Origin of the sequence: Methanosarcina sp., assembly GCF_035390745.1 — an archaeon.
Taxonomy (GTDB): domain Archaea; phylum Halobacteriota; class Methanosarcinia; order Methanosarcinales; family Methanosarcinaceae; genus Methanosarcina.
The window spans coordinates 1-3740 of sequence record NZ_DAOOUJ010000120.1 but is presented as its reverse complement, the minus strand read 5'-3'; the positions used below and the strand labels follow the sequence as shown (position 1 = coordinate 3740).

Genomic DNA, 3740 nt, shown 5'->3' with positions numbered 1-3740 from the left:
ATTAAAGATTTATGACATTTTTTTAGACTAATGATGATTCCAAACTCCCAATACAGGAGGCTACTCTATCCATTTTTACTTTCTTCTCAATGCGGTTTAAGAATTTGACCACTTTCGTTTCTTCGCTGCTTACCCTGTCCTCTCATATACAGATCAAAACCAGAACATTTACGGCAGGCATGAAGATGAACAGATACACCTTTTTCACTATTGAAATGTTTTCCACAATAAGGACATTCTGACATATTTTATATAATGGATTTTTATCTTTATTAGCTTTTCCATAAATTTAACTTTGTTAGGAAATGAAAAAGAGTAAAAATCTCTCAAAATAATCAGTTACAACCATTTAACCCTGAATTTAGAAAAAAGACATTGAAAATATATTAAACATTTCTCCACAAACATCTTTTTTTTAGTTTCAGAGTTTGTTCAGAATATATCAGGGCTGATTATTGTTTAGAATAACATCTCCCATAGAAATTGCTTTAATACTTTGTCCTATCCAAAAATGCTTTTATGCTCCAAATCCAAATAGAAAGCAAACTCTTACTTAACATTTGAACAGAAAAAGAATAGAATATAGAATTTTATTGAAAAGGGGTTTTTTAAATGAAAAAGATGACAGAACAGCATCTTATCAATGCATTCGGTGGGGAAAGTCAGGCACACATGAGGTATTTGCACTTTGGAAATCAGGCAGAGAAAGAAAACTTCGCCAACGTAGCCCGCCTGTTCCGCGCAATCGCTCATGCCGAATATGTCCATGCAGGCGACCATTACAGAGCTTTAAAGCACCTGAACGGCGGGTTTGTCGCTAACAGCATGGCAGCGTTTGGTCCCGGAGATACCCTCAAAAACCTTCAGCTGGCAATCGACGGCGAGACATTTGAAATTGAGGAAATGTATCCCGTATACATAGAAGTAGCAAAGTTCCAGGGAGAAAAGATCGCACAGAGAAGCTTTGAATGGTCCTATGCTACTGAAAAACTGCATAAACAGCTCTTTGAAAAAGCATTCGAGGCGGTTAATGCAGGAAAAGATGTCGAACTCGGACCTGTCCATATCTGCGAGGTATGCGGATATACCCTCGAAGGAGAAGCGCCCGACAGGTGTCCTGTGTGCGGTGCAGTAAAAGAGAAATTTACAGCGTTTAGATAATCACTTCTTTTCATTGGCGTCAGATTCCATTTCCAGCCAAAAATGGAAGAAAGGGATTTTGCCAGTTTCAGGCATGATCCCTATTAGCTTTTTTTATTTCAGATCAAGTTTCATTTCAGGGCGGCGTGAAGGGACTGTTATGTTACTGTTATGTATCCATACCTGGTTTCTATGTCACTTCCGTTGGCATTTGTTACCACTAAACTGACAGTATATTTTCCTGCTTTATTGTACGTATGCGGCGGATTCTGCTGGGTTGAAAACGTCCTGTCTCCAAAATTCCAGAACCATTTCGTGGGTGCTCCCGTACTTTCATCGGTAAACTGGACTGACAGTGGAGCACTGCCAGAAACAGGATTTGCCGAAAAGGCGGCAACAGGCGGCAGAGCACTTCCAACAGTAATGTAATTACCCCTGGTTATTGTTTGGCTTATATAGCCGTTACTCAGTACCGATTTTACAGTCAAGGTGACGGAATATTTTCCCGGGTTATAATATGTATGAAGCGGGTCCTCCTCTGTTGAAGTATTTCCATCCCCAAATTTCCAGAACCATTGAGGCGTTCCCGGACCTGTGTAAGTTCCATTAAACTTGACATCAAGAGGTTCGGGTCCAGACCTTGGATCTGCAGTGAAGTCAACAACCGAAGGGGCTGCGCTTACTGATGCCGCGGTCACAGACATTATAGAGAAAGCCAGAATTAAGGTACAAAACACCTTTTTCATTCCTTCAAAAGTTTGTTTATCCAATGTATACACCCCAGATATTTGCTCAATTAAACACTTTTTTGCTTTGTTAGTTCCTCAGTCATCTTTCCGTCAGCAAATATGTAAAAACAATTCTACCGGTAAATCCCCTGAATTCGTTCAGGGAAGGGCACAAAATATTGGAAAAATTATTCTCCAGAGAATATGCCGGCGAAAAGGAGTTTAAAACGTGCCCTGATATATTAAAAAAATAATAATTATACTAATATAATACCAATATTATATAATTTGACAAGAAATGGAAATCAGAAGCTGAAATCAGAAGTTATCATAGAGCTAAAAATGACTTTTTTGAATCCGCTTTTAAGCGGCAATGAATCCTCAAACCCTGGAATAGACCTGAAAATTGATATGAGTATAAAAACAGGGGAATTAAAACAAAAATAAGCTCCTGAGCAGGATTTTCACCTGCGTAACAGAGCAAAAACCAGTGCTAGAACAGAAATTGCGCCGGCAAGTTTAAAGGCTGGCGCGGATGCGGATGTGGGTGAGGATTCGGTTTCTGAAACTGGCTGTTCTTCAGGAGTAAGAGTTTCACCTTCGTAGTATTCGTTGGAGATATATGGATAAGCTATTGTAAATGAGCCATGAACAAGTGAATTTTTTGTTTCAAAATCATCTATTTGATAAACAAGATCAATTGGCAAAGATCCTCCCTTCCATTTATCAGTAGGTTTAACTGTCCACTCATAAGTAATAGTAGAATTTTTTTCTAATACATCAGCTCTGTATACATCCATTTTAGGAGTTGAACCATTCAGTATTATGAAATAACCGTTTTCGATTTCACTTAATTTTACAGACATTTCACATTTTTTATAGACCATGAAATCAATTTTAACATCAAAAGGTTCACCAATCTTCAAAACTGGTTTTGGAACTTCCGTAGTGTTTAATAATTTACCATCAAAGTACAGGTTATACTCATAAACATCTCCATAAGGATTATATGCAGATGCTGTACTCGTAAATAAAATAAAAATTGCCCCCATTATTGCTATTTCCCTTCTCATAATTATCCTCCAAACTCTGTCAAAAGATCATCGTACATTATCGATTTTTCAATCCCATCTCCAGTTTTATCTCCAACTCCTTTTGGTCCGGGTCCAACTATTGTGGCAGAATATCCTGTAAGATGAAAAGTTATTGGCTTGTTATTTCCTAACCATATGCTGTCCCCATCAGTATCCACTTTAGAAGGATGTCTTATATGATCTTCTTTCCTAACATATTTCTGGCCCTTGTGCCCAAAATAAGGCTTAGGAATCACTTCATTATCGTTATCAATAACAGTAAATTCTTCGTATCTACCAATCACTTCATATGTCCAAACATTCACCGTAAAAACCCAGTGAGGTGGCAATACAGGCAACCCGCAAGGAACAGCAGCCATAGCCCTGTCCAGCCTTTTTGTGACTTTATCTGCTACCTCTCCCGAATACGTATTAACGGTCTCGTTTGCAAGATTTTTCAGCTCACCGTCAACTTTTCCAAAAAGGACATCAAGTGTTTCACCTTTGCTTACTGTTACTGCACAGATTCCGTTTGCAACACCCATTCTAACATCTGTATCGACCCTGTTCAGAGTAGCTTCAAGCTCATCAGATTCAACCCGAGGATTTGAGTTCCGAATTTCGGTTATTACGATAGCTGCAAGTTCGGTTGCGAGCTGATCTGTGGTAGATTTTTCAATTAACTCTTCATCAGAAAGGCCGTTAAGATAAGCAGCTGTGACTGCACGAATGCGGTCTTCTTTAATCCAGCCCGAAACAACAGGATTTGAACTTACCTCGGAGGCGACCTCTTCAATAA

The 3740-nt window shown here is 38.8% G+C and carries 5 protein-coding genes; 2 read left to right on the top strand and 3 right to left on the bottom strand.

Annotated elements, in window-relative coordinates:
* Window positions 1-612 precede the first annotated feature (612 nt).
* Complete coding sequence (locus PLL47_RS14670) at window positions 613-1161, top strand: rubrerythrin family protein (protein ID WP_324447291.1); 549 nt, start codon at window positions 613-615, stop codon at window positions 1159-1161.
* 137 nt (window positions 1162-1298) lie between these two features.
* On the opposite strand, the gene PLL47_RS14665 is transcribed toward PLL47_RS14670, so the two are convergent.
* On the bottom strand, window positions 1299-1910 hold the full coding sequence (locus PLL47_RS14665) for a PKD domain-containing protein (protein ID WP_324447289.1): 612 nt from the start codon (window positions 1908-1910) through the stop codon (window positions 1299-1301).
* Between the two features lie 246 nt (window positions 1911-2156).
* Here PLL47_RS14665 and PLL47_RS14660 point away from each other — a divergent pair, with 246 nt between their 5' ends.
* Window positions 2157-2315, top strand: a complete 159-nt coding sequence (locus PLL47_RS14660) for a hypothetical protein (protein WP_324447287.1) — start codon at window positions 2157-2159, stop codon at window positions 2313-2315.
* 17 nt (window positions 2316-2332) lie between these two features.
* On the opposite strand, the gene PLL47_RS14655 is transcribed toward PLL47_RS14660, so the two are convergent.
* Together PLL47_RS14655 and PLL47_RS14650 are read right to left on the bottom strand one after the other, a co-directional pair.
* Window positions 2333-2941 (bottom strand): sarcinarray family MAST domain-containing protein, encoded by a 609-nt coding sequence (locus tag PLL47_RS14655; RefSeq protein ID WP_324447285.1) that lies wholly within the window; start codon window positions 2939-2941, stop codon window positions 2333-2335.
* Window positions 2942-2943: 2 nt separating this feature from the next.
* On the bottom strand, window positions 2944-3740 hold a 797-nt coding region (locus PLL47_RS14650), incomplete at its 5' end, for a DUF7286 family protein (RefSeq protein WP_502883716.1).

Coding starts and splice junctions, on each gene's coding strand:
- PLL47_RS14670 (WP_324447291.1), top strand. CDS start 613: ATGAAAAAGATGACAGAACAGCATCTTATCAATGCATTCGGTGGGGAA.
- PLL47_RS14655 (WP_324447285.1), bottom strand. CDS start 2,941: ATGAGAAGGGAAATAGCAATAATGGGGGCAATTTTTATTTTATTTACG.